General features: G+C 58.8%; 23 protein-coding genes and 1 riboswitch. All 23 genes read left to right on the top strand.

The genetic code is table 11. From position 1 onward, the window contains the following. Positions 1 to 475: 475 nt before the first annotated feature. Complete coding sequence (locus F591_RS0121510; RefSeq protein ID WP_019536682.1) at positions 476 to 1,042, top strand: NUDIX hydrolase; 567 nt, start codon at positions 476 to 478, stop codon at positions 1,040 to 1,042. Position 1,043: 1 nt separating this feature from the next. After that, entirely contained in the window at positions 1,044 to 2,231 is a 1,188-nt protein-coding gene (locus F591_RS0121515) for an endonuclease Q family protein (protein ID WP_019536683.1), read from the top strand. Positions 2,232 to 2,304: 73 nt separating this feature from the next. Beyond that, entirely contained in the window at positions 2,305 to 2,946 is a 642-nt protein-coding gene (spoIIM, locus tag F591_RS0121520; protein ID WP_019536684.1) for a stage II sporulation protein M, read from the top strand. Positions 2,947 to 3,185: 239 nt separating this feature from the next. Then, a complete protein-coding gene (gene fur / locus F591_RS0121525) occupies positions 3,186 to 3,638 on the top strand; it encodes a ferric iron uptake transcriptional regulator (RefSeq protein WP_019536685.1) in 453 nt (150 codons plus the stop codon). A 422-nt stretch (positions 3,639 to 4,060) separates the two neighbouring features. Next, on the top strand, positions 4,061 to 5,185 hold the full coding sequence (gene ald / locus F591_RS0121530) for an alanine dehydrogenase (RefSeq protein ID WP_019536686.1): 1,125 nt from the start codon (positions 4,061 to 4,063) through the stop codon (positions 5,183 to 5,185). Positions 5,186 to 5,297: 112 nt separating this feature from the next. Next, positions 5,298 to 5,537, top strand: a complete 240-nt coding sequence (locus tag F591_RS0121535; RefSeq protein ID WP_019536687.1) for a DUF4227 family protein — start codon at positions 5,298 to 5,300, stop codon at positions 5,535 to 5,537. Between the two features lie 126 nt (positions 5,538 to 5,663). Further along, positions 5,664 to 6,569 carry a site-specific tyrosine recombinase XerD gene (gene xerD / locus F591_RS0121540; protein WP_019536688.1) on the top strand — a complete coding sequence of 302 codons (906 nt, stop codon included), beginning with the start codon at positions 5,664 to 5,666 and terminating at the stop codon, positions 6,567 to 6,569. Between the two features lie 187 nt (positions 6,570 to 6,756). Further along, positions 6,757 to 7,932, top strand: a complete 1,176-nt coding sequence (deoB, locus tag F591_RS0121545) for a phosphopentomutase (protein ID WP_019536689.1) — start codon at positions 6,757 to 6,759, stop codon at positions 7,930 to 7,932. Positions 7,933 to 7,996: 64 nt separating this feature from the next. Beyond that, positions 7,997 to 8,824 carry a purine-nucleoside phosphorylase gene (locus F591_RS0121550; RefSeq protein ID WP_019536690.1) on the top strand — a complete coding sequence of 276 codons (828 nt, stop codon included), beginning with the start codon at positions 7,997 to 7,999 and terminating at the stop codon, positions 8,822 to 8,824. Positions 8,825 to 8,889: 65 nt separating this feature from the next. Further along, positions 8,890 to 9,735 carry a purine-nucleoside phosphorylase gene (locus tag F591_RS0121555; RefSeq protein ID WP_019536691.1) on the top strand — a complete coding sequence of 282 codons (846 nt, stop codon included), beginning with the start codon at positions 8,890 to 8,892 and terminating at the stop codon, positions 9,733 to 9,735. Between the two features lie 194 nt (positions 9,736 to 9,929). After that, positions 9,930 to 10,307: a cupredoxin domain-containing protein gene (locus tag F591_RS0121560; RefSeq protein WP_019536692.1), complete on the top strand. Its 378-nt coding sequence runs from the start codon at positions 9,930 to 9,932 to the stop codon at positions 10,305 to 10,307. A gap of 113 nt (positions 10,308 to 10,420) precedes the next feature. Further along, positions 10,421 to 11,758 (top strand): pyrimidine-nucleoside phosphorylase, encoded by a 1,338-nt coding sequence (locus F591_RS0121565; RefSeq protein ID WP_019536693.1) that lies wholly within the window; start codon positions 10,421 to 10,423, stop codon positions 11,756 to 11,758. A 1,250-nt stretch (positions 11,759 to 13,008) separates the two neighbouring features. Next, positions 13,009 to 14,400, top strand: coding sequence for a D-alanyl-D-alanine carboxypeptidase family protein (locus F591_RS28710; protein WP_026326797.1), 1,392 nt, complete (start codon positions 13,009 to 13,011; stop codon positions 14,398 to 14,400). A 149-nt stretch (positions 14,401 to 14,549) separates the two neighbouring features. Beyond that, a complete protein-coding gene (gene spoIIAA, locus F591_RS0121575; RefSeq protein WP_019536695.1) occupies positions 14,550 to 14,903 on the top strand; it encodes an anti-sigma F factor antagonist in 354 nt (117 codons plus the stop codon). Further along, positions 14,900 to 15,346: an anti-sigma F factor gene (gene spoIIAB, locus F591_RS0121580; protein WP_019536696.1), complete on the top strand. Its 447-nt coding sequence runs from the start codon at positions 14,900 to 14,902 to the stop codon at positions 15,344 to 15,346. The genes spoIIAA and spoIIAB overlap by 4 nt, the downstream gene beginning before the upstream one ends. An 11-nt stretch (positions 15,347 to 15,357) precedes the next feature. Continuing rightward, positions 15,358 to 16,113, top strand: a complete 756-nt coding sequence (gene sigF / locus F591_RS0121585) for an RNA polymerase sporulation sigma factor SigF (protein ID WP_019536697.1) — start codon at positions 15,358 to 15,360, stop codon at positions 16,111 to 16,113. A gap of 202 nt (positions 16,114 to 16,315) precedes the next feature. After that, on the top strand, positions 16,316 to 16,948 hold the full coding sequence (locus tag F591_RS0121590; RefSeq protein WP_019536698.1) for a stage V sporulation protein AA: 633 nt from the start codon (positions 16,316 to 16,318) through the stop codon (positions 16,946 to 16,948). Next, a complete protein-coding gene (locus tag F591_RS0121595) occupies positions 16,945 to 17,373 on the top strand; it encodes a stage V sporulation protein AB (protein WP_019536699.1) in 429 nt (142 codons plus the stop codon). Before F591_RS0121590 ends, F591_RS0121595 begins: the two co-directional genes overlap by 4 nt. Before the next feature lie 26 nt (positions 17,374 to 17,399). After that, complete coding sequence (locus F591_RS0121600; protein WP_026326798.1) at positions 17,400 to 19,370, top strand: spore germination protein; 1,971 nt, start codon at positions 17,400 to 17,402, stop codon at positions 19,368 to 19,370. A 154-nt stretch (positions 19,371 to 19,524) separates the two neighbouring features. Beyond that, entirely contained in the window at positions 19,525 to 20,856 is a 1,332-nt protein-coding gene (lysA, locus tag F591_RS0121605; protein ID WP_019536701.1) for a diaminopimelate decarboxylase, read from the top strand. Between the two features lie 147 nt (positions 20,857 to 21,003). Then, positions 21,004 to 21,435 carry a peptidylprolyl isomerase gene (locus F591_RS0121610; RefSeq protein WP_019536702.1) on the top strand — a complete coding sequence of 144 codons (432 nt, stop codon included), beginning with the start codon at positions 21,004 to 21,006 and terminating at the stop codon, positions 21,433 to 21,435. Between the two features lie 111 nt (positions 21,436 to 21,546). Next, positions 21,547 to 21,710: riboswitch (FMN riboswitch) on the top strand. Positions 21,711 to 22,151: 441 nt separating this feature from the next. Beyond that, positions 22,152 to 23,267, top strand: a complete 1,116-nt coding sequence (gene ribD, locus F591_RS0121625; RefSeq protein WP_019536705.1) for a bifunctional diaminohydroxyphosphoribosylaminopyrimidine deaminase/5-amino-6-(5-phosphoribosylamino)uracil reductase RibD — start codon at positions 22,152 to 22,154, stop codon at positions 23,265 to 23,267. Then, the gene (ribE, locus tag F591_RS0121630; protein WP_019536706.1) at positions 23,268 to 23,936 is read left to right on the top strand and encodes a riboflavin synthase; all 669 of its coding nucleotides are present in this window, start codon (positions 23,268 to 23,270) and stop codon (positions 23,934 to 23,936) included. Positions 23,937 to 23,980: the final 44 nt, after the last annotated feature.

The raw sequence follows: 23,980 nt of genomic DNA on the forward strand, positions 1-23,980 counted from the left end.
CGGAATCCAGCTTGTTGAAGATGTTTCAGCACTTTCAGTTCTTGAAAAGCAGGCTTTAATTCGTTTGGCAGTTGATTCAGGTCGGGCTGATGGTCTATCATGATGGAAGACACCTCTTCTGTCTGGTAGTGGAAGTCGTCACTCTCACTTTACCAAACGAAGCGGTGTTTTTCTATTTTGGCAAGCTGGCTATTCAACAGACCTTAAACCCGCTCTACAATTGGTTTTACATTGATTTTCTAGGTGCGAAAGTTGAGCAATTAAGTAATGAAAGTAAAAGGAAAAAAAACTAATGACGATGGAACTTTATGTGAAACTACATTACAATTGTTGGGAGCAGGGCCTTTCGACAATCCCTCCGCTTTCCCTTGAACAGGAATTGAGCTTTTCGTGCCGCGAATGCGCATCGCGTGATATAATGGAGGTTGTCTCTTAGCACAACGCCGATCCTGACGAAGAAAGGATTAAGATATCGATGAACCAAGATCCAAGCCGCAAGTTCGAGGAAATTACACTGCGCACCGAGCCGATATTTCAGGGCCAAATCATTTCGCTGCAGGTCGATACCGTCCGCCTGCCCGATGGCCGGGAGGCGACGCGGGAGATCGTGAAGCATCCCGGCGCTGTCGCCGTGCTGGCGCTGCTTGGCGATAAGGAGAAGATGCTCGTCGTCGAGCAGTACCGCAAGCCGCTGAACAAAAGCCAGGTCGAAATTCCCGCAGGCAAGCTCGATCCGGGCGAGGACCCGATGGACGCCGCCAGGCGTGAGCTGGAGGAGGAGACCGGCTATCGCTGCGCCTCGCTGCGGCATCTCAGCTCGTTCTATACGTCGCCCGGCTTCGCTGACGAACTGCTGCACCTGTATATCGCCGAGGGGCTGGAGCGGGGGCAGGCGAACCCCGACGACGACGAATTTCTCGATTGCTCGGCGGTGACGCTGGAGGAAGCGGAGCGCCTGATCCGCGAAGCGCGCATCAGCGACGCCAAAACCGTGCTCGCCGTGTACGCCTGGAAGCTGTACAAGCTGACGGGGGCGCTGTAGCATGTCCGAGCTAAAGCCGTATTATGCCGACCTGCACATTCATATTGGCCGGACGGAGCGGGGCGAGCCGGTCAAGATCAGCGCTGCCGCCAGCCTGACGTTCGGCAACATTGCCGAGGAAGCCTCCGAGCGCAAGGGCATGGACATCGTCGGCATCATCGATTGTCAATCTCCCGGCGTACAGCGCGACATGAAGCAGTTTTTGGATTCGGGGGAAATGGAGGAAATACCCGGTGGCGGCATCCGCTACCGCCGGACGACGATCATTCTTGGCAGTGAAATCGAGGTGCGCGATCCGGGCATGGGAGCTGCGCACCTGCTTGCATATATGCCGACCTTGAGCGTCATGGAAGAATTTACCGCCTGGCTGTCGCGGCATATGAAGAACGTGCAGCTCAGCTCGCAGCGTCTGTACGTTCCTGCCCGCACGCTCCAGCAGGAAGTGGCGGACCGCGGCGGCTTGCTGGTGCCGGCGCATATTTTTACCCCTTACAAAAGCTTGCTTGGCAGCGCCACTTCCCGTCTTGAACATTTGCTCGATCCGCAGCTGGTCGCCGCAGTGGAGCTCGGACTGAGCGCGGATTCCGAGATGGCCGGCTGTCTGAGCGAGCTTGACCGCTATACGTTCCTGACCAACTCCGACGCGCATTCGCTGCCGAAGATCGGCCGCGAGTACAACCGGATCGAGCTGGCCGAAGCGAGCTTCGCCGAGCTGCGCAAAGCGCTGGCTCGCGAGGACGGGCGGCGCGTATCGGCCAATTACGGGCTGAATCCGCGCCTCGGCAAATATCACCGGACGTATTGCGAAGCCTGCGGCCGCGTGCTGGACGAGCGGGAGACGGCCGCCGAACGCTGTCTTTATTGCGGATCTAACTCGATCGTGCGCGGCGTGATGGACCGAATTATGAGCATCGCCGACCGCGAGGAGCCGCACATCCCGTCCCATCGGCCTCCATACTGCTACCAGGTTCCGCTGGAATATATCCCCGGGCTCGGCCGTGTCACGTTCGGCCGGCTGCTGGAGCGCTTCGGCACGGAGATGAACCTGCTTCATCAGGTGTCGTACGAGGAGCTGGCAGAGACAGCGGGCGAAGCGATCGCCGCCAAAATCATTCAGGCCCGCGAAGGCACGCTGCGCCTCGAGACGGGCGGCGGAGGCCGATACGGCAAAGTCATCAAGGCGGATTGAACGCCCGCGCCCGTCATATCCCTTGTCCCGGCTGCATACGATGAAGTAACGGGACAAGGAGGGACAATAACGAATGATGGGCCATCGAATGCTGCAGCACTATATGAAGGAGCATATGCCGTTATATATTTTCGTAAGCGTCATTTTCGTTACCGGCGTCATCTTCGGGGCGGTCATGGTCGGCGCGCTGTCGCTGGAGCAGAAAGAAGAAATTACCCGCCATCTCGGGCATTTTTTCACCACCGTCGAGAACAGCGGACCCGGGGATGAGCTGACTGCCTTTAAAAGCGCCTTTTCGCTGCATGCCAAATGGCTGCTCATTATTTGGTTTCTCGGCCTGTCCGTCATCGGACTGCCACTCATTCTCATCCTCGATTTTTTGAAGGGCGTGCTGGTCGGCTTCACCGTCGGCTATATGATCGGGCAGCTGTCGTGGAAAGGTCTCTTGTTCGCGCTCGTCTCGGTCGTGCCGCCGAACGTCGTCGTCATTCCGACGATGATCGTCTGCAGCGTGACGGCGATGGCGTTCTCGATCCATCTCGTCAAAAATCGCTTTTACCAAAAAAAGGGTACGCTTCGCGAGCCGTTCATGCGCTTCACCATGGCCTGCGCCCTGTCCGTCATGCTGATGGCCGGGGTGGCGATGTTCGAGGCCTACGCATCGCCGGTCATGATGAAGTGGGTGACGCCCATGCTGATCACGCTCCCGTTGTGACCTCGGAACGAATGTTTGACTTTCATGCGCTCCTCAACCTATAATGAAAACAAAAGCTTTTGATAGCAGACGTGTTGCCCTCGGCAAACTTGAATAGATATTATCGATATTCGGCTTCTGAAGTGTCAGCGCGCTTTAAGCTCTGTTTCCGGTTACGCAGCCTGGATGGGCCGGAGAGCGAGGCCTGGCATCAGCTTTTGAAGCGGTTTTGCCCTCGGCAAACTTGTAGGGGGAGGAGCATGGAGGAATCTCGCATCGATAAAATAAAACAGCAGCTGCAGGCGCAGGGCTATAAGCTGACTCCTCAGCGCGAAGCGACCGTACGGGTATTGCTTGAAAATGAAGAGGATCATTTAAGCGCGGAAGACGTGTTCATGCTCGTAAAGGAAATTGCGCCGGAGATCGGACTTGCGACCGTATACCGGACGCTGGAACTGCTCAGCGAACTGCATATATTGGAGAAGATGAATTTCGGAGACGGCGTAGCCCGCTACGATCTGCGCAACGACAGCACTCATCACCATCATCATCATTTGATCTGCGTGCAGTGCGGCGCCGTGGATGAAATTATGGAAGACTGGCTCGGACCGCTGGAGGAGAGAGTCGAGCAGGAATTCGGCTTTCAGGTGCTCGATCACCGTCTCGATTTTCAAGGGATCTGCCATCGGTGCCGGGGCAAAAATGAACAATAGACGCTTATGAACCGCGAAGCCTTGTCGTAGGCCTTCCGCTTGCGAACTGCTTTTGTCTGACGCCTGCGACGAGTGATGCCTTCGCCATCGGCCGTCATCTTCGGAACTGAAATTCGCCGGGGCGGACTTCGCCCAATTTTCAAGATAATATGTCAGCATGGAATCGCCCGCTTGAACGTTTTGTTTCAGGCGGTTTTTTTGTCGTGGCCGAACCCGGCCCGATCACGATCTGATGTAGCCGGGACCCGCGTCCTCTTCGCTGCATATGAATAAGAAAACGTCTGTCGAAGATCGGATGAACGGCCGCAGTTTACGCCCTTCGCCTTGATGCATTTAGCGAAGTGAAACTTTCGGCAACATTAAGAAAGCGGCATATTAGCCGCTCAAAGGGCGCACGCTATGCTGGAGGAGGTTCGTGGACTATGATCATCGGAGTACCGAAGGAATTGAAAAACAACGAGAACCGGGTAGCCATTACGCCCGGAGGCACGGCCATGCTTACCGCGGAAGGGCATACGGTGCTGATCGAGACCGGAGCGGGGGCGGGAAGCGGCTTCAGCGACGAGGAATACGGCAAGGAAGGGGCGATTATCGTCCCGGAGGCAGCCGAAGTGTGGAGCCGGTCCGAAATGGTGATGAAGGTGAAGGAGCCGCTTCCCGAGGAATACGGCTATTTCCGCGATGGGCTCATTCTGTTTACATACCTGCATCTGGCGGCAGAGCCCCGGCTGACCGAGGCGCTCGTGCAGAGCAAGGTAACCTCCATCGCTTACGAAACGATTCAGCTGCCAAACGGCAGCCTTCCTTTATTGACGCCGATGAGCGAAGTCGCCGGCCGCATGGCGGTTCAGGTAGGGGCGCAGTATTTGGAGACGTATCATGGGGGGCGCGGTATTTTGCTCGGCGGGGTGCCGGGCGTTCCCCCTGCCGAGGTCATTATCCTCGGCGGCGGCGTAGTCGGCACGAACGCGGCCAAGATGGCGCTCGGCCTCGGCGCAAGCGTCGTCGTCATCGAACGGAGCGCGGAGCGCATCCGCTATCTGGACGACGTCTTTTTTGGCAGGCTCGGCACCCTGGTATCGAACCCGTACAATATCGCCAATGCCGTTCAGAAGGCGGACCTGCTGATCGGGGCGGTGCTCATCCCCGGAGCGCGCGCGCCGAAGCTTGTCAGCGAGGAGATGGTCAAGTCGATGAAGCCCGGAGCGGTCATCGTCGATGTCGCCGTCGATCAGGGCGGCTCGATCGCCACGGTCGACCGGGTGACGACGCACAGCGAGCCGATCTACGAGAAGCATGGCGTCATTCATTATGCGGTGGCCAATATGCCCGGAGCGGTTCCGCGCACCTCGACGTTCGCTCTGACGAACGTGACGATCAATTACGCGCTGGAGCTGGCCGGCAAGGGAGTCACTCGAGCGCTGTACGGCAATTCCGCGCTGCGCCTGGGCGTCAATACGTATAATGGGCATGTCACTCACGCTGCCGTCGCGGAGGCGGTCGGCCTCCCCCATACCGCGCTCGATTCCCTCTTGCCGATCAGCTGACAAGCGGCGGAGGGAGACAGGCCGGACACATAAACGGAATGCCCGGATCATAGGATGGACGAAGAGCACTCTTTATGGAGCCGAAGCGTCTCGGCGGGAGAGGAGAGATCCTGTGGTATTCCATGTGCGCAAATGGATGGGCCGATTCCGTTTTTTGCTGTTGTTTGCAACGTTCACATTCGTGATCTACCATCTGCTGGTGTTTTTTAAAGATTGGATCGAGCCGCTTCACCGGTACCGCGAGCCAAGCGGACAGGCCGTGAAGGTTTTCCGGCACGACAACAGATCGCTGTTCGGCGCGGAGGACGATTTTGCCCAGCGGCTCAAGCTGTTTTATTGGATCGGCGAATAGACTTGCCCGGGTGAAAACCGCTGGCCGCTTCGCGCTTGGCAAGCAGGAAAAATGCCCCATGCTGTAGAAGTGATTCGGTATGCACAAACGATGCCATTCTCGGTCACCAAGCAAAGGGGTTGTCGCATGAAGAACGATCTGGCGCGATTTATGAGCTATTTGTCCGACGAGAAGGGGCTGTCCCCGAACACGTTGGAATCATACGAAAGAGATATTGCGCAGTACATTCGTTTTCTGGAGGATCAAGGCATTCGCAGCCTCAAGGATACGGGCAGAGTCCAGCTGCTTGGCTATTTGTCCAGGCTTCGCTCGCTCGGCAGGGCGGCGGCGACCGTATCGCGGAATCTGGTATCGATTCGGGCTTTTTATCAATACCTTGTCAGGGAACGCGCGGTGGACGCCGATCCGTCGCTGCATATCGAGGCTCCCAAGCAGGAGAAGCGGGTGCCCCGGATTATGACCGTTGCCGAAGTGGAGACGCTGCTGAACGCTCCTGCGGCGGAAACGCCCGGCGGGATGAGGGACAAGGCCATGCTGGAGCTGCTCTATGCGACGGGCATGCGCGTCTCCGAGCTGATCTCGCTGAACGTCGGCAGCGTCAATCTCGAGCTCGGCTATATTCGCTGCTACGGCAAGGGGGCGAAGGAGAGAATCATCCCGCTGGGCGGCGTCGCCTCCAGCTTTCTCAAAGCCTATCTGACATCCGCGCGTCCGCGGCTGCTGAAATCGGCCGAGCCGGAGGAAGCGCTGTTCGTCAGCCATCTCGGCTCGAGAATGACGCGGCAAGGCTTCTGGAAAATTATGAAGCGCTATGCGGCGGAATCGGGCATTCGCCAGGAGATTGCTCCGCATACGCTGCGCCATTCCTTCGCGGCCCATCTGCTGGAGAACGGTGCCGACCTTCGCTCGGTTCAGGAGATGCTCGGCCACGCCGATATTTCCACGACGCAAATCTATATGTCGGCGACCCGCACGAAGCTGAAGGACGTGTACGATCAGGCGCATCCTCGCGCCAGGCTTGAACCGACATGACGACGCCCTGGTCCGCCAGCGCCCCGCGACCCGGGCTTTTGCTGTGCGCTGCATCCGGGCTCCTTCGCGTCAGATGCAACAAATGCTTTGCAAAAGAAAATCCGATTTGCGATAATAATGCCAAATGTTTCATGAACCAAGCCGCGGGAGAATGAGGCCCCGGCCGTAAATGATGGAGGTGCCGCTAATGAAATTCCGGAGAATCTGCCTCATTGTGCTGGACAGCGTGGGCATTGGCGAGCTCCCCGATGCCGCCCGGTTCGGCGATGCGGGCGCGCACACGCTTGGCCATATCGCCGAGCGTGTGCCGGCGCTGCAACTGCCGCATATGGAAAGCCTGGGGCTCGGCTCGATTGCGCCGCTTCACGGCATCCGCCCGGCGCAGTGCCGCGGCGCGTATTACGGGAAAATGGCCGAGGCGTCGGTCGGCAAAGATACGATGACGGGCCACTGGGAGCTCATGGGGCTGAAGGTGGACATTCCGTTCAACGTCTTCCCGGACGGCTTTCCGCCGCAGCTGCTGGAGCCGTTCGAGCGGGAGACGGGGCGCAAGGTCATCGGCAACAAGCCGGCCTCGGGAACCGAGATCATCGCCGAGCTGGGCGAGCGGCAGATGAAGACAGGGGAATGGATCGTCTATACGTCGGCGGACAGCGTCTTTCAGTTGGCCGCGCACGAGGACGTGATTCCGCTTGACGAGCTGTACCGCGCCTGCGAAATCGCCCGCAGGCTGACGCTGGAGGAGCCGTACGCGGTAGGGCGCGTCATTGCCCGCCCGTACGTCGGCGAGCCGGGCAGCTTCAAGCGCACGCCGAATCGCCATGACTATGCCGTGAAGCCTCCGGCCCCGACAGTGATGAACAGGCTGAAGGACGCGGGCCTTCAGTGCATCGCCGTCGGCAAGATCAACGACATTTTTTCCGGCGAAGGGGTGACGTCCGCGCTGCCGACCAAAAGCAATGCGGACGGCATCGATACGACGATCCGCGAGTTTGGCAAGCCTTTCGAAGGGCTGTTGTTCACCAACCTGGTCGACTTCGATTCGCTGCACGGGCACCGGCGCGATCCCGAGGGCTACGCGGCGGCCTTGAACGAATTCGACGAACGGCTGCCTGAGATCATGGCGAAGATCGGGGAAGACGATCTGCTCATCGTCACGGCAGATCACGGCAACGATCCGTTCCATCACGGGACCGACCATACGCGCGAGTACGTGCCGCTGATCGTATACAGCCCGCGCCTGGCCGGCGGCGGCTCGCTCGGTATCCGTGATACATTCTCGGATATCGGAGCTACGGTTGCCGACAACTTCGGCACGGCCGGCACCGGGTTCGGCACGAGCTTTTTGAGCGAGCTTAAGTAAATGAAGTCTAGGTAAGTTGAGTAAACCCGCAGTCGAAACGGTTCATTGGGAGGGGATCTGCCAAATGGCAAATATGGACGTATTGAACAACATTCGCGAGGCAGCTTCGTTTATTCGCGGCAAGATCGACGGCGAGCCCGAGATCGGGCTCATCCTCGGCTCCGGCCTCGGCATTATCGCCGAGCTGGTGGAGAATCCGGTCGTTATCGCCTACGAGAATATTCCGCATTTTCCGGTATCGACGGTGGAAGGGCATGCCGGAGAGCTTGTCGTCGGCACGGTGGCCGGCCGCCGCGTCATCTTGATGAAAGGGCGCTTCCATCTGTATGAAGGCTACCCGGTCGAAGTCGTATCCTTCCCCGTTCGCGTCATGAAGGAGCTGGGCGTGAAGAAGCTGGTCGTGACCAACGCCGCCGGAGGCATCAACACCTCCTACGAGGTCGGCGATCTGATGCTGATCAAGGATCATATCAATTTCACCTTCCGCAACCCGCTGATCGGACCGAACCTGGACGAGCTCGGCCCGCGCTTTCCCGATATGTCGGAGGCGTACAGCAAGCGGCTGCGGCAAATCGCCAGGGAAGTCGCCGAATCGCAGGGCGTCAAGCTGCAGGAGGGCGTCTATATCGGGCTGCTCGGCCCGTCCTACGAGACGCCTGCGGAAATTCGCATGATGCGCACGCTGGGAGCCGACGCTGTCGGCATGTCGACCGTCTCCGAGGTGATCGTCGCCCGCCACGCCGGCATCGAGGTGCTCGGCTTCTCCTGCATCAGCAATATGGCGTCGGGCATTCTCGATCAGCCACTTTCGCATGAAGAAGTGATGGAGACGACGGAGCGGGAGAAGCAAAAATTTTTGCGGCTTATTCTCGGCATCATACCGAAGCTCTGAGCGGGCAGGAAGCGAACGGGGCCAAGGCGAATCAGCCGCACGAAGCGAAAGGAGCTGCATAACCTATGCCCATCGATTACGTTCAGCACATTCGGGAAGCGGTACAGTGGATCGAGGACCGCATTTCCCGCCAGGCGTTGGAGATCGGTTTGATTCTGGGGTCGGGACTCGGCGATCTGGCCGAGCACGTGGAAGATCCGGTCGTCATCCCTTACGGGGAGATCCCTCACTTTCCGGTATCGACGGTGGCCGGACATGCCGGACGGTTCGTTATCGGCCGGCTGGAAGGCAAGCAGGCGATCGTCATGCAGGGACGGTTTCATTATTACGAAGGTTATTCCATGAAGCAGGTCGTGTTCCCCGTCTATGTCATGAAGCAGCTCGGCGTGTCCACCCTCATCCTGACGAATGCCGCAGGGGGGATGAATCGCGCTTTTCGGCCCGGCGATTTGATGCTGATTCGGGACCATCTGAACTTGACCGGCGACAACCCGCTGGTCGGGGTGAACCATCCCGAGCTCGGCCCGCGCTTTCCCGATATGTCGGAAGCGTACAGCCGCTCCTGCCGCGAGCTGTTCAAGCAGATCGCCGCGCGTTACGGCGAGGCCCGCGGAGAAGCGGTGCGGCTGCAGGAGGGGGTCTATGCGGGCATCGCCGGCCCGAATTATTTGCCGCCGTCGGAGCTGACGATGCTGGCCCGTCTGGGCGGCGACGCCGTCGGCATGTCGACGGTCGGCGAGACGATCGCCGCGCGTCATGCCGGTCTGCAGGTGCTCGGCGTCTCCTGCATCACCGATATGGCGATCGGCGAGGAGCTGGAGCCGCTGACGCACGAGCAGGTGGTGGAGGTGGCGAACCGGACGAAGCCGGTGTTCATTGAGCTCGTGCGGCAGTTTGTGCGGGAAGTGTGAGGCGGACGCGGATGAACCTGCCGGAATGATTTTGCGGCAAAAAGGCGAAAGATAAAGCCGAGGCCACCTGCCGCCGGCAAATTTGTCACAAAGTGTTCATGGGAATCGCCGGAAAACACATTTCGATCACCTTCGATCTTTTTGTACAATAAAGCAGATGCGTTTTTTACGGCCAACAGTAAGGGGGGATACCGATGCAAAAGTGGGCTATGTTCTCGTTGTTTATTATCGCCTGCCTTCTGGGTACGGGCGTATTGTTCCAAAATATTTCCGCCCGTCAGGCAGAGAGGGCACAGGAAGAAGCTGCCGGCCCGACGCTGAAGTTCGTTGCGACGAACTATCAGTTCGATCAGCCCGAATATACGGTGAAAGCCGGCGAGACGGTGACGGTTACCTTGCAAAACAAGGAAGGCCTGCACGCTGTCGAAATCAAAGGCCTGGGCATTAAGCTGGACAACAACAACAAATCCCAGCAGGTGACGTTCGACAAGCCGGGTACGTACGAGGTAATTTGCGCCTTGCCGTGCGGTCCGGGTCACGACCAGATGGTGACGAAGCTCGTTGTCCAATAAGGCCATCGATCCGCGGAAGCTCCGGGAATATCGGGGCTTCTTTTCTTTTGCCCTGGCGGTAGCTTATAATACAGTCATTGGAAAAGTTTACACTAGCGTAAGGAGGCACACGAATGCGTGCGGTCGATTGGATTCGCAAGAAGCGGGACGGCGGCGAGCTGAGCGCAGAGGAGCTTGCCGCGCTGATCGAAGGGTATACGAACGGAGCCGTTCCCGATTATCAGATGGCCGCCTGGGCGATGGCGGTCTATTACCAGGGCATGACCCCGCGGGAAACGGCCGATCTGACGCTGGCGATGGCCCGCTCGGGGGAGCAGGTCGACCTGTCCGCGATTCCCGGGATCAAGGTGGACAAGCATAGTACAGGCGGCGTCGGCGATACGACGACGCTCGTGCTCGGACCGCTCGTCGCGGCGGCCGGCATTCCCGTCGCCAAGATGTCGGGCCGCGGGCTCGGGCATACCGGGGGGACGATCGACAAGCTGGAAGCGATCCCGGGCTTTGCCGTCGAGCGCACGCGAGAAGCTTTTTTGCGGCAGTTGCGCGAGATCGGGCTGGCGGTTATCAGCCAGTCCGGCAATATTGCTCCGGCCGACAAGCTGCTGTACGCGCTGCGGGACGTCACCGCCACCGTCGATTCGATCCCGCTGATCGCAAGCTCGATCATGAGCAAGAAAATCGCGTCAGGCGCGGATCGGATTTTGCTTGACGTGAAGACGGGCCGCGGCGCTTTCATGAAGACGCTCGAGGCGTCGATCGAGCTCGCCCAGGCGATGGTCGAGATCGGCGCCCAGGTCGGCAGGGAGACGGTCGCGGTCATTACGGACATGGACGAGCCGCTGGCGCCTTCGATCGGCAATGCGCTGGAGGTACGCGAGGCCGTCGATACGCTGGCGGGCCGCGGGCCGCAGCAGCTGACGCGGCTCTGCCTGGAGCTGGCTTCGCACATGATTCGCCTGGGCGGCAAGGCGACGACCCGCGAAGAAGGCCTGCGGCTCGCCGAAGAACTGCTCGCCAGCGGCGCGGCGCTGGACAAATTCAAGGCGATGATCGCCGCCCAGGAAGGCGATCCGCGGATCGCCGACCAGCCGGAGCTGCTGCCGGCCGCCCGCAGCGTCGTGCCTGTCGTTTCCCCGCAGGACGGCTACATCGCTTCCATCGATGCCGAGCAGCTGGGGGTGACGGCGATGAGGCTCGGGGCCGGCCGAGCGAAGAAGGACGACCCGATCGAGCCGGCCGTCGGCATCCGCCTGCTGCGGCGCTCCGGGGACAAAGTGAGCGCCGGGGAACCGCTCGCCGAGCTGCATATGAACGAGGCAGAGGAAGTGGTGACGGCGCGGATGACCGCGGCGGCGCTGGCAGCCTTCCGCTTCTCGCACGAGCCGCCTGCTCCCAAGCCGCTGATTTACGCGGTGATTACCAAAGAAGGCATCGAGCGAATGCCGCAATAACGCACCTGGCCCGATGAATAGCGAATATTCGCCAAGCTTATAACCCGTAAGCGGACGCTTCCCACGAAGCGGGCCTGCTTGCGGGTCTTTTATTCTCTTTAAATCCCCGCCTGAAACTTTCACCTTAAGCTCCTGCCGTCAACTTCCGACTTAAACTCTCGCTTTAAGCTCCTGCCGTCAACTTCCGACTTAAACTCTCGACTTAAGCTCCCGCCGCATTTTTCAAGCAATCATTTTTCCCTTGGCATCAACCTATCAGAATCATCGTCTTGCTCATATCTGATCGCCGCCATGACTCTAACGCTGGCGACAAGCGCTATTTCCACGAATCGAACGCTTTTCATATTGTAACGAAACGGAGCGGCGCTATTCGGCACGGAACCCCGATTTAGAACGCCCAAAGGCCAAATAAGATGTCTGGCAAGCGTTACATTCCCGAATCGGTCATTTATGGCTGGATAAGCGCTGTGGCAAGCGTTAGCGCTGCGGCCTGGCTTTCTTTTTCTCGCGCCGATCCCGCGGGCTGCCATCGGTGGATCGAACAGGCGCCAGAAGCATCGTGCCGAGTTCGAGACGGATTCAGATGCCGCGGGGAGCCGCGGATGACGAGCGCTTCCTGTCGTCATCGGTCGTCACCTGCGGTGCCCGAAAATTCAGCTTGTAGATAAAGCTGATTTTTCAAGAGAGCAAATGTTGTATTTTGTACAACAAAAACAGGGAAATGACCCGCATTCACGGCTCAATGTTGTAGAAAGTGCAACATTTCGGGCGATATTCTTCGATTTGAAGCCCATCTCGCCCAAATTGTTGCACAAAATACAACATTCCCCTTCCTCTAGTACGAAGGATACCGAAAATGTTGCATTTTTTGCAGGATTCGCCGCCTCATGTGCTCGGGTGTGCCCAGGAAGGGGCAGCGCTAACGCAGAGTCTGAACGCCAATGCGAAGTCCCGAACGTAACACGGACTCTGAAAGCCAATGCGGTGTTCGAGGCGAAGCTCGGGGGGCGCCGGTCGCGTATCCCCGGTCGCAGCAAAGTATCGTTTTGACACGATAAAGGACGTTAGGCGGAGCTTACGGTTTTCTCAAACAATGGATGAATGCCGCTGGAGGCACGGCGTTTGAGTAAGGCTGCTAAATGGCTTGGCGAAAACTGCTGGAAGCGGAATATTTTCGATAAAAAGCGTAAACAATGATTACCAGTGCTTCATATGGCTTACAAGTCTCTTTCAGGAGGGGAAGAACAAGTATGCTCCCAACAATCATGAAATGGATCTTGGCGATCCAACTGGCGCTGCTCTTCTCGATTTCGGGGGCTGCATGGGCCGCGCCCCAGGAGGATCATTCGGTAGCGGCGCAGACCGACGAGAAGAAAGCCGACAGCAAGCAAGCAGGTGACAAGCAGGCTGACGAGAAGAACGCGGACAACAAGCAAGCAGACGAAAAGCAGGCTGACGAGAAGAAACCCGACAACAAGCAGGACGGCAAAAAGCAGGCTGACCAGAAGCAGGCAGGCGACAAGCAGGCGCAGCAGGACGGCAAGGCGCCGGCCGAAGCGCCGGTCGATCTGGCTCCGAACGCCGCGTCCGCAGTTGTCATCGACGCCGATACGGGAACGATTTTGTTCGAGAAAAATAAAGATGCGAAGCTGCCTCCGGCCAGCATTACGAAAATTATGACCATGCTCTTGATTATGGAGGCGCTGGATCAAGGCAAAATCAAGCTGGACGAGAAGGTGCGCACCAGCGAGTATGCGGCATCGATGGGCGGATCGCAAATTTTCCTCGAGCCCGGGGAAGAAATGACCGTAAGCGACATGCTCAAAGGCATCGCGATGGCGTCGGGCAACGATGCCTCCGTAGCGATGGCGGAGAAAATCGCCGGCTCCGAGGAAGCGTTCGTCCAGCTGATGAACAAGCGAGCCGAAGAGCTGGGAATGAAAAATACGCATTTTGCGAACGCCAACGGGCTTCCCGCAGACAATCATTATTCGTCCGCTTACGATATTGCGCTGATGTCCAAGGAGCTGCTGAAGCACGAAGAGGTGACCCAATATACCGGCGTCTATCAGGACTATTTGCGCAAGGATACGTCGAAGCCGTTTTGGCTCGTCAATACGAACAAGCTGGTGCGCTTCTATGCAGGGGCCGACGGGCTGAAGACAGGCTATACGAGCGAGGCGAAGTTTTGCCTGGCGGCTACGGCGAAACGGGATCATTTCCGGGTCATTACGGTCGTCATGGGCGAGCCGGATACGAAGACGCGGAATGCCGAAGTCACTCGCCTCCTCGATTATTCGTTCTCCCAATATACGAATTTGCCGATTTTAAAAACCGGCGATTCGATGGGCGAGATGAAGGTGAGCAAGGGCGAGCAGCCGATCGTGCCGCTGACGGCCCAGCATCCGTACAGCGTGCTGCTGAAGAAGGGCGAAGCGGCTGATGGCATCCGCCACGAGATTCAGCTGCAGGAAAAGCTGAAGGCGCCGATCGCGATTGGACAGCCGATCGGCAAGCTGGTTGTCTTTAAGGGAGATCAGGTGATCGCCGAGTTCCCGCTGGAATCTCCGGTGGAAGTGAAGAAGGCCGGCTGGTGGACCTTGATGAAGCGGACGGCCAAGCATCTGTTCTTTATCGATTGACGCCCTCGTATGCTGTCAAGCTTGCCCGTTTGTCCGAGCGTGTCGCTTTTCTTCTAGTTCTGCCGCATTTCTTCTAGTTTTGTCGGGAAGGAAGGAATAGGAAAACCCGGCGTAGAAAGAGTGGGGCAGAATGGGAAGGAGTGAGCACCTTGAGTTTGCAAATCGAGTTGGAAAACCGCAGTAGCGCGTTAATCGTCCGGCTGAAGGGCGAGCTTGATCATCATACGGCGGAAACGGTCCGCAAGAAGATGGAGGAAGCGATTGAAGCGGGAGATATCCGCCATATCGTGCTTAGCTTGAAAGAGCTGTCCTTCATGGACAGCTCGGGTCTGGGCGTCATTCTGGGACGCTACAAGCAAATTACGGCCAAAGGCGGGAAAATGGTCGTATGCGATGCCAACCCCTCCGTATTCCGGTTGTTCGAAATGTCGGGGCTGTTTAAAATTTTGTCCGTTCAAGATACGGAATCGCAAGCGATTGCCAGTTTGGAGGTCGTATCATGAAGGAGCGGAATTTTATGATCCTGCAATTCGCCAGCCGGTCGGAGAACGAATCGTTCGCCCGCGTCGCCGTGGCGGCTTTCGTCTCGCAGCTCGACCCGACGCTGGAGGAGCTGACGGATATCAAGACGGTCGTCTCCGAAGCTGTGACGAATTCGATCATTCACGGATACGAGCACCGTACCGACGGCATTGTCACCATCACGGCGGAGATCGAGGACGAAACGGTATACATCACGATCGAGGACAAAGGGGCGGGCATCCAGGATCTGGAGCTGGCCAAGCAGCCGCTGTACACCTCCAAGCCAGAGCTGGAACGCTCAGGCATGGGCTTTACGATCATGGAAAACTTCATGGATGAGATCGAAATATGGACGGCCGTTGGCGAAGGCACGAAGATCCGAATGAAGAAGCGAATCGAATCGAAAAAAGCGATGTTCAATTAGGGGTCTGATCTATGGACGTGGATTTGAAGCACGCCTCACACAGCTATTTGGACGACAATGAGGTCAAACGGCTGATCGCGCTTAGCCAAGCCGGCGACAATGTGGCCAGGGAAACGCTGGTTAACTGCAATATTCGTCTGGTCTGGTCGGTCGTTCAGCGGTTTCTCAACCGGGGGTACGAGGCCGAGGATTTGTTTCAAATCGGCTGCATCGGCCTGCTGAAATCGGTGGACAAGTTTGACCTCTCCTACGACGTGAAGTTTTCCACTTACGCCGTCCCGATGATTATCGGCGAAATTCAGCGCTTTCTGCGCGACGACGGAACGCTGAAGGTCAGCCGCTCCTTGAAGGAGCTGGCCAACAAAATACGCAAGACGAAGGACGAGCTGTCCAAGCGGCTCGGCCGGCTGCCGACGGTGAACGAGGTGGCTGAGGAGCTGTCCATTTCGCCGGAGGATGTGGTGCTCGCCCAGGAGGCGAACAAGCCGCTGTCCTCGATTCACGAGACCGTCTTCGAGAACGACGGCGATCCGATTACGCTCATGGATCAGATTGCCGACGACACTCAGGACAAATGGTTCGAGAAGCTGGCTCTGAACGAGGCGATCGGCGCGCTGAGCGAGCGGGAGCGGCTCATCGTCTATTTGCGCTATTTTCGCGACCAGACGCAGTCGGAGGTGGCCAGCCGCCTCGGCATCTCGCAAGTGCAGGTTTCCCGTCTCGAGAAAAAAATACTGCAATCGATAAAGAACCGGATAGCTCAGTAGCTGTCCGGTTCTTTTTTTGGAGCTGTCGCGGGCTTGCCGCACAGCATTGAGCCGCAGCCCGCTTTAGCCCCGCCGGGGCTGCCCGCACAATTTTTGCCATGGCGGCCGGAGCATGGCTTCTCCTTCCTTTGGAACATACTACATCCATGTAGAGCCTCTTTCGTTTAGGATCATGCTGCAAATGAGGTAAGGAGGGAATTTCATGCAGCCCGCTTCCGTTCCGACCGTCTATTTGCGCCTGCGCAAAAGACTGAGCATTCGCCGCGGCGAAGCGGTGCTCCTCGGCCAGGCCGCACAGTTGATCGCGGACCCGGCCTATGAAGAAGCGCTGCACCGTATTGTGCTCTACCGTCCGCGCGAAAACGACGGCAACATCGTGCTGATCGATATGATGCTGATCGTCGAACGCATCCGGGCCAGCTACCCTTTGATGCAGATCGAGCATTTCGGCGAGCCTCACTGTCTTGTGGAGGTGGGCGATCCGCCCAAACCGCCGAATATTATCTTCATTATCATCGTATGGCTGCTCTTATTTATCGGATCGGGCCTGGCCATTATGAATTTTCACGCCGACGTCAGCATGGCCGAGGTGCATGCCCGCATTTACCGGCTGGTGACAGGGCTGGATAATGATCGGCCGCTGCTGTTGCAAATCCCTTATTCAATCGGCATCGGGGTCGGAATGGTCGTGTTCTTCAACCATCTGTTCAAGAAAAAATTCAACGAAGAGCCGAGCCCGCTCGATGTCGAGGTGTTCTTGTACCAGGAGAGCGTCAACCATTACATTGTGACGGAGGAATACGGCAAAATGCACGACAGGACGGGTGCGACTTGAGTGCGCTGCTGACAGGCTTCGCTCTCGTCTTTATCGGCCTCGCCGGCGGTCTCGTCGTCGGCAGCGGGATGGTCGCTTTCCTGGTCGTGCTGAATATCATACCGAGGTTGGCGCAAATTACGAACTCGTACAGCAAAATTCGCTTCTATGAGCGAGCGGTCGTCCTCGGCTCCGTGTTTTTTACGTGGACCGATATGTTTGATTGGAACTATCGCTTTTTTCCGCTGGCTGCCGCCTTTGTCGGTCTGCTGGCCGGCGCTTTTGTCGGGATGCTGGCGGCGGCGCTGACAGAGGTTATCAATGTGCTGCCGATTTTGGCCAAGCGCGTTCGTCTGGATACATACATCATGTGGCTGCTGATGGCCATGATCCTGGGCAAAGTGTTCGGATCGATTGCGGATTGGCTCGGCTGGCTCGGACCTTGAACTGTTTCGGGAGGATGATGGATACGATGACCAAGCAATTCAGAAAAGCCCGTCTGTTAAAAGGAAAGCCGGCCCGCAGGCCGGATGCCGGCAGGAAGCTGATCATCGACAGCGAGGGCAACATTATCGAGGACTTGCCGGAGGAGGCGCAAGGCTTGGAGGCTGCGCCGCGCGAAGCGGCGGAGACCGGCGAGGCGGCCGGTCGCCCGGAGCATGCCGGGGTCCAGGCTGGCGCGACGGAGCATGGTCAAGCCGGGAATCACGCGGCGCAGCCCGCCGGCACCGGCTTGACGGTGCGGACAACGAGAGGCGAATCCGCCGCCGCTCATGGAGCAAACCAGCCGTCCGGCGGCGCGAAGTCTGCCGGCATGCCGTGCAACGATCCGGAAGAAACGCTGACTTACGAGGAGCAGAAGCTGAAGGAAGAAGACCGGATTTTCCCTGACTTTAACGACTTGAAGCGGGTGCTGGAGGAAAAGGTCGGCTTGAACAAAAGCTTCGACGTCGTCTTCCGGGAGATGGTGTTCGGCGGCACGAAGACGGGCATTTTCTACTACAACGGCTTTGCCAAAGACGTCGTGCTGACGACGATTCTGGAGCGGCTCTCCTATGCCGACAGGCTGCTTAACGTCAAGGAAGGAGAGTCGGCGGACGCGCCGGGGGCTCCGGGCATCAGAGAGCGCGCGGAAGGCGAGCGGGGCGAGGCGGAGCAGAGGCAGGGCGGAGAAGGGGCGGCGCAGCGCCGCACGGCGATCATTGAGCTGTTCGACGAAGCGCTCATTCCGCATATTCAGGTCAAGAAGACCGACCGGCTCAAGGAAGCGGTCGATTACGTGGCGATGGGCGGAACGGCTTTCTTCTTTGAGGGCGAGACGAAAGCGGTGCTCGTCGATGCCAAAACATTCCCGTCGCGCACAACTGAGGAGCCGGATTTGGAGCGGGTCGTTCGCGGCTCCCGCGACGGGTTCGTGGAGACGCTGCTCACCAACGTGACGCTCGTCCGCCGCAGGCTGCGCGATCCGCGGCTTATGCTGGAGATTATGAAATCCGGCGAACGGACGCAGACCGACGTCTGCCTCGCTTACATTCAGGATATTTGCGATATGGATCTGGTCGAGTCGATTCGGGACAAAATCCGTCAGGTGAAGGTGGACGGACTGCCGCTGGCCGAGAAGCAGCTGGAGGAGCTGATGTTCGATAACAGCTGGAATCCTTATCCGATGGTGCGGTATTCCGAACGGCCCGACGTCATCACGGCCCATCTGCTGGAAGGTCATGTCTGCGTCTTTGTCGATACGTCCCCTTCGGTGATGATTTTGCCGACGACATTTTTCCATCATGTGCAGCATGCCGAGGAGTACCGGCAGACGCCGACGGTGGGAACTTACCTGCGATGGGTGCGCTTTTTGGGCATTGCCGCCTCCCTGTTCCTGCTGCCGCTCTGGCTGCTGATGGTCATTTCGCCGGAGCTGAAGCCGGCCGGGCTCGACTTTCTCGGCCCGCAGAAGGCAGCCAAAATTCCGCTGATCGGCCAGTTCCTGATCGCCGAGCTGGGCATCGACCTGATGCGGATGGCCGCCGTCCATACGCCGACGCCTCTGGCTACCGCCATGGGCCTGGTGGCCGCCATTCTGATCGGCGATATCGCCGTCAAGGCGGGGCTGTTCGTCAACGAAGTCATCCTGTACCTGGCCGTGGCGGCCATAGGCACGTTCGCCACGCCCAGCTACGAGCTTAGTCTGGCCAACCGGATCGCCAGGCTGTCGCTGCTCGTTCTGGTGGCGCTGTTCAAGGTGCCGGGGCTTGTCATCGGCGCGACGGTGTGGGTCATTCTGCTGGCGACGCAGCGCTCGTACAACGCTCCTTATTTGTGGCCGTTCATCCCGTTCAACCTGAGAGCGATGGCGGATATCGTCATCCGCCGCCCGTTCAATACGGTCAAGACGCGCCTCAGCCTCACGAAGCCGCTGGACAATACGAGACAGCCCCGCCGCTAAAGCGGGCAGATGTCCCGGCAAGCCCCCCGTTTTTGCAGCGGCGGGGCTTTGGCACTCCTTGCGGAAGTCAGCGAATGAAGCTTTCTTGTTGTCTTCTCCGGGGACATATGATAATTTAGAGAAAATGTCTTTACAGGAGAAGAGGGAATACCGGATGTACTTGCATGGCACCAGCACCATCAACGAACGCAACCATTTGGAAATCGGCGGCTGCGATACGGTCGAATTGGCCGCTGCGTACGGAACGCCGCTTTATGTCATGGACGAGGCGCTGATCAGGCAGCGCTGCAGCGAATATATGGAGGCTTTTCGCGCATCCGGTCTGAAATTTCAGGTAGCCTATGCGAGCAAGGCTTTTTGCGTCATGGCGATGTGCCGCATCGTCGAAGAGGAAGGCCTGGCGCTGGATGTCGTCTCCGACGGCGAGCTGTACACGGCGCTGAAGGCCGGCTTTCCGGCGCAGCGGATTCATTTTCACGGGAACAACAAAACGCCTGAAGAAATCGGGATGGCGCTTGACGCGGGGATCGGCTGCTTCGTCGTCGACAACGCCGTCGAGCTGCATATGCTCAATGCGATCGCCGGGGAGAAAGGGGTGCGGGCCAACATCTTGCTGCGCATCACTCCGGGCGTAGAAGCTCATACGCACGAATATATATCGACCGGCCAGACCGACTCGAAGTTCGGATTCGATCTGGAGAACGGCGCGGCCTTCGAGGCGGTGAAGCAGGCCGCCGATTTGCCGAACGTCGAGCTGCTCGGCGTGCATTCGCATATCGGGTCGCAAATTTTCGAGGTAGACGGCTTCCGCCTGGCGGTCGAGAAGGTGGCCGCCTTCGCGGCGCACGTTCGCGACAAGCTAAGCCTCGTATTCCGGGTGATCAATCTCGGAGGCGGCTTCGGCATCCGCTATACCGAAGGCGATACGCCGCTGCCGGTGGCAGCTTACGTCCAAGCGATCGCCGAGGCGGTGAAGGAGCAGTTCGGGAACCTGCGGTATCCGCTTCCGGAAATTTGGACCGAGCCGGGGCGCAGCATTGTCGGCGATGCCGGCACAACGCTGTATACGGTCGGCACGTACAAGGACATCCCCGGCGTGCGCAAATATGTGGCGGTGGACGGCGGGATGACCGACAACCCGCGTCCGGCGCTGTACGACGCGCGGTATGAGGCGATGTTGGCGAACCGCGGCGGCGATCCGGCCGAGGAGGTCGTCTCCGTGGCCGGCAAATGCTGCGAGAGCGGCGATATGCTGATCTGGGACGTGAAGCTGCCGGCTGTCAGGAGCGGCGACATTCTCGCCGTTTCGTGCACGGGCGCCTACAACTACGCCATGGCCAGCAATTACAACCGCCTGCGCCGGCCGGCGGTCGTCTTCGTCAAGGACGGCAAGGCGGACGTTGTTGTGAAGAGGGAATCGTACGATCATTTGCTCGGCAACGATCTGATTCCGGAAAGAATGCTGAAGGTAACGCGGCCTGTTTAATACAGGCCGTTTTTTTCGCATGATGCGCTCCCCGGGCCGCTGCCGGCCGACGCGCATTTGTGCTAAGCCCGATTTCAGTGTAAAATAAGGAAGATTTGTTGGCGGCGGCAGGCCGCCTGCGGATAATGATACGAAGGAGCGACGAACATGGCAAAACAAGCGACCATCAAAATGGCAGACGGCAACGAGGTAGTGCTCGATTTGTTCGATAAAGACGCGCCGAACACAGTGGCGAATTTTGAGAAATTGGCCAACTCCGGCTTTTATGACGGATTGACGTTTCACCGCGTCATCCCCGGCTTTGTCGCCCAAGGCGGCTGCCCGCACGGAACCGGCACCGGCGGGCCAGGCTACACGATCAACTGCGAGATCAACCCGAACAAGCACGAGCGCGGCACGCTGGCAATGGCTCATGCGGGCCGCAATACCGGCGGCAGCCAGTTCTACATCTGCTATCAGCCGCAGCCTCATCTCGACGGCCAGCATACGGTGTTCGGCAAAGTGAAATCGGGGATGGAGCATGTCGACAAGTTCAAGGGCCACGACAAGATGGAGTCGATTCGCGTCACGGACGTGTAACCGCGTGCGGGCCGCATCCCGGACAACTTCATTGACAAACGGCTTGCCGGGCACTGGACAAAACCGGCGAACCGATTTATACTGATGACTAAACCTTAAATGCATAAGCTTAGTACCTTTCGGGGCAGGGTGAAATTCCCTACCGGCGGTGATATCCGGCTTCCGCGGGAAGCCGGTTCAGTCCGTGACCCGTGCGGCAGACGACCGGTCTGCCGCCGGTGGACCCGGTGCGATTCCGGGACCGACAGTTACAGTCTGGATGGGAGAAGGGGACAAGCGCGATCGCATTCATATTTCGCTTCTGTTAGTGCACAATTTCACAAGCAGCGGCAGCCGGTGCGGAAGCTCGTTTTTTCGCATGCGGAACGCCGGCGGCGAGATTCGTTGCGGCAAGGTGGTTCGATGATTCGGACGGCTCTCGTTTCCGGTGCTTTGGCGTCGGCAGCCTTGGCGTTCTGCGTATGCTTTGCGGCAGATGCCTGGCTTTGCTGTGGCCGTATCCCGGCATCGCAGCCGGGTCGATCGTCGGCATGCAGGCCTGGAGCCGCTTGGAGGGCTGACTGCCCCCGCCGCTGCTGCCATGCTGTGAAAAGCTTAACTGAAGTGCGGGATCGCTTTTTCGCGCCTAACATACCTTTTCTTCAATCTCATGCCCCTTTTTCGCTGAAGAGAAAGAGGGCTTTTTTGCGTTAAGGGCAAAGAGAGGAGAGAAGCGGTTGGAACTGATAAACGACGAGTTTTATATGCGTCTGGCTCTGCAGCTTGCCGCAGCGGCTCAAGGCCAGACGGACATCAATCCGGCCGTCGGCTGCGTGCTGGTGAAGGACGGGCGGATTGTCGGCACCGGCGCTCACCTGAAACGCGGCGAGGCGCACGCCGAAGTGCACGCCTTGAACATGGCCGGCGCCGAAGCGAAGGGCGCCACAGCCTATGTGACGCTGGAGCCGTGCAGCCACCATGGCCGCACGCCGCCTTGCAGCGATCGCCTTATCCGCGAAGGGGTGAGACGGGTCGTCGCGGCATGCACAGACCCGAATCCGCTCGTCGCCGGCAGAGGGCTCAAACGGCTGCGCGAGCACGGCGTCGAGGTGACGGCGGGCATACTGGAGCGAGAGGCGCTTCGCCTTAACGAAGCGTTCAACAAGTACATCCTCACGCGCCGCCCCTTCGTCACCGTCAAGACGGCCAGCACCCTGGATGGCAGGATCGCGGCGAAGACGGGCGACAGCAAGTGGATATCGGGCGAGGCGTCGCGCGCCTTCGTGCATACGCTGCGCCATCGCCATCAGGCGATCATGGTCGGCATCGGCACGGTGCTGGCCGACGATTCTGCGCTGACGACGCGGCTGCCCGTGCCGGGGCGCAACCCGATTCGTGTCGTCGTGGACTCGGCGCTGAGATTGCCGATAGACGCCCGGCTAGTGCGGGACGGCGAGGCGCCCGTCATCGTGCTGACGACGGCTGCCGCCCCGGCCGATCGGCGCGAGGCGCTGAAGGCACGCGGCGTAACCGTCATCGACTGCGGCCCCGGTCCCCGCGTCGATCTCGAGGCCGCGATGGACCGGCTGGGCGAGCTCGAGATCGCTTCGGTGCTGCTCGAGGGCGGAGGACGCCTGAACGGCGCAATGCTGGAGCGGGGGCTTGTCGACAAGGTCGTGCTGTTCCTGGCGCCGAAGATTATCGGCGGCGGACCGCAGGCGCCGGCAAGCTTCGAATTTGCCGGGTTCGACCGGATGGCCGAAGCGATCCGCTTGAACGATGTGCAGATCGAGCGGTTCGGAGACGATCTGTGCCTCATGGGTTATCCTAAATATGAACAGGAGGCGGAGTGAATGTTTACGGGAATCATCGAAGAGATCGGCACGATGAAGCGCATCGACCGGCAAGGCCAGGCGATGGTGCTGACCATCGGCGCCCGGCGCGTGCTGGAAGATGTGAAGCTGGGCGACAGCATCGCGGTGAACGGCGTCTGCCTGACGGTGATCGCATTCGACGGCGGTTCCTTTTCCGTCGATGTCATGCCGGAAACGTTCCGTCGATCGAACCTGCGCAAGCTGTCGTCCGGCTCTCCCGTCAATTTGGAGCGGGCGATGCCGCTAAACGGTCGCTTCGGCGGGCATATCGTTCAGGGCCACGTCGATACGACCGGAATCATTACGGCCAGGACGCCGGAGGAGAACGCGGTCGTATTTCGGCTCGAGCCCCGCGAGCCAGACATGCTCAGGTATGTCATTCCGCACGGCTCCATCACCATCGACGGCATCAGCCTTACGGTGGTGGAGGTGACCGACCGGGCGTTCACCGTATCGATCATTCCCCATACGCTGGCGGAAACGGTGCTGCAGTATAAGCAGCCAGGCGATGAGGTGAACCTGGAATGCGACGTGCTCGGCAAATATATCGAGAAGCTATTGGCGGCCGGTTCGGTGCCCGGCAGTGGCGTCCGGAGCGGGGCGGGAGGGCTCAGCGAAGCGTTCCTGGCGGAGCATGGATTCCGATAATAACCGCCTATGGCGGAACGACTCTTTCGGTGCCCGAAAATTCG

The organism is Paenibacillus ginsengihumi DSM 21568 (genome assembly GCF_000380965.1).
GTDB classification, from domain to species: domain Bacteria; phylum Bacillota; class Bacilli; order Paenibacillales; family NBRC-103111; genus Paenibacillus_G; species Paenibacillus_G ginsengihumi.

What these genes read in the sequence shown, in the direction of transcription:
- fur (WP_019536685.1), top strand. Translation starts at nt 3,186, where the DNA reads ATGGAGGAATCTCGCATCGATAAAATAAAACAGCAGCTGCAGGCGCAG.
- F591_RS0121555 (WP_019536691.1), top strand. Translation starts at nt 8,890, where the DNA reads ATGCCCATCGATTACGTTCAGCACATTCGGGAAGCGGTACAGTGGATC.
- spoIIM (WP_019536684.1), top strand. Translation starts at nt 2,305, where the DNA reads ATGATGGGCCATCGAATGCTGCAGCACTATATGAAGGAGCATATGCCG.
- sigF (WP_019536697.1), top strand. Translation starts at nt 15,358, where the DNA reads ATGGACGTGGATTTGAAGCACGCCTCACACAGCTATTTGGACGACAAT.
- spoIIAB (WP_019536696.1), top strand. Translation starts at nt 14,900, where the DNA reads ATGAAGGAGCGGAATTTTATGATCCTGCAATTCGCCAGCCGGTCGGAG.
- deoB (WP_019536689.1), top strand. Translation starts at nt 6,757, where the DNA reads ATGAAATTCCGGAGAATCTGCCTCATTGTGCTGGACAGCGTGGGCATT.
- ald (WP_019536686.1), top strand. Translation starts at nt 4,061, where the DNA reads ATGATCATCGGAGTACCGAAGGAATTGAAAAACAACGAGAACCGGGTA.
- lysA (WP_019536701.1), top strand. Translation starts at nt 19,525, where the DNA reads ATGTACTTGCATGGCACCAGCACCATCAACGAACGCAACCATTTGGAA.
- F591_RS0121510 (WP_019536682.1), top strand. Translation starts at nt 476, where the DNA reads ATGAACCAAGATCCAAGCCGCAAGTTCGAGGAAATTACACTGCGCACC.
- ribE (WP_019536706.1), top strand. Translation starts at nt 23,268, where the DNA reads ATGTTTACGGGAATCATCGAAGAGATCGGCACGATGAAGCGCATCGAC.
- F591_RS28710 (WP_026326797.1), top strand. Translation starts at nt 13,009, where the DNA reads ATGCTCCCAACAATCATGAAATGGATCTTGGCGATCCAACTGGCGCTG.
- F591_RS0121565 (WP_019536693.1), top strand. Translation starts at nt 10,421, where the DNA reads ATGCGTGCGGTCGATTGGATTCGCAAGAAGCGGGACGGCGGCGAGCTG.
- xerD (WP_019536688.1), top strand. Translation starts at nt 5,664, where the DNA reads ATGAAGAACGATCTGGCGCGATTTATGAGCTATTTGTCCGACGAGAAG.
- F591_RS0121560 (WP_019536692.1), top strand. Translation starts at nt 9,930, where the DNA reads ATGCAAAAGTGGGCTATGTTCTCGTTGTTTATTATCGCCTGCCTTCTG.
- F591_RS0121610 (WP_019536702.1), top strand. Translation starts at nt 21,004, where the DNA reads ATGGCAAAACAAGCGACCATCAAAATGGCAGACGGCAACGAGGTAGTG.
- F591_RS0121600 (WP_026326798.1), top strand. Translation starts at nt 17,400, where the DNA reads ATGACCAAGCAATTCAGAAAAGCCCGTCTGTTAAAAGGAAAGCCGGCC.
- F591_RS0121515 (WP_019536683.1), top strand. Translation starts at nt 1,044, where the DNA reads ATGTCCGAGCTAAAGCCGTATTATGCCGACCTGCACATTCATATTGGC.
- F591_RS0121590 (WP_019536698.1), top strand. Translation starts at nt 16,316, where the DNA reads ATGCAGCCCGCTTCCGTTCCGACCGTCTATTTGCGCCTGCGCAAAAGA.
- F591_RS0121550 (WP_019536690.1), top strand. Translation starts at nt 7,997, where the DNA reads ATGGCAAATATGGACGTATTGAACAACATTCGCGAGGCAGCTTCGTTT.